This is a genomic window from Mycobacterium persicum (genome assembly GCF_002086915.1).
In the GTDB taxonomy this organism is placed as follows: domain Bacteria; phylum Actinomycetota; class Actinomycetes; order Mycobacteriales; family Mycobacteriaceae; genus Mycobacterium; species Mycobacterium persicum.
On sequence record NZ_MWQA01000019.1, the window covers coordinates 1 to 755 of the forward strand.

Consider the following 755-nt stretch of genomic DNA (forward strand, 5'->3'; position numbering starts at 1 on the left):
GCGACGGCGGCGACGGCGGCCGGGGTGGTCAGGGCGGCGTCAGCACCACCCTCGGCGACACCGCCGGCCAAGGGGGCCAAGGTGGTCAGGGAGGCCAGGGCGGCCAAGGTGCCGTCGGCCCGGCGTCGGGAATCGGACACGCCGGTGGTCAGGGTGGTCAGGGCGGTCAAGGTGGTCAAGGCGGTAACGCCGCCAATGGCGCGAACAACGGCGCCGGCGGCCGCGGCGGCGACGGTGGCGCCGGCGGGGCCGGCGGGTCGGGTTACACCGACGACGGCGCCAACAACGCCGGCGCCGGCGGCACCGGAGGGGCAGGGGGTCAAGGCGGTGCCGGCGGCACGACGGGCACCGGCGGGTTCCCGGGACAGAATGTGGGCCAGGGCGGCCACGGCGGTGCCGGCGGCCAAGGCGGCCAGGGAGGGGCTACCACCATCAGCGGTCACACCGCCGGCGACGGCGGGCAGGGCGGACAGGGCGGCCAAGGCGGCGATGGGGCCAATGGTGTGCGGCCCAACGTCGCCAACACCGGCGGCCAAGGCGGTCAAGGCGGCGCCGGCGGCCAGGGCGGTGACGGCGGCAGCGCCGTCACCGGAGCGACCAATGGCAGCGGCGGCCAGGGTGGTCAGGGCGGTCGCGGCGGCACCGGAGGCGCCGGCTACAACGACGACGGTGGCTACAACGCCACCGACGGCGGCGCTGGAGGCACCGGCGGCCAGGGCGGCGCCGGTGGCGCCGCGGGCACGGGCGGCAACGGT

General features: G+C 78.0%; 1 pseudogene. It reads left to right on the plus strand.

The features are described from left to right. Nucleotides 1–755, plus strand: a pseudogene (locus B4U45_RS28505) (PE family protein); the annotation flags it as partial.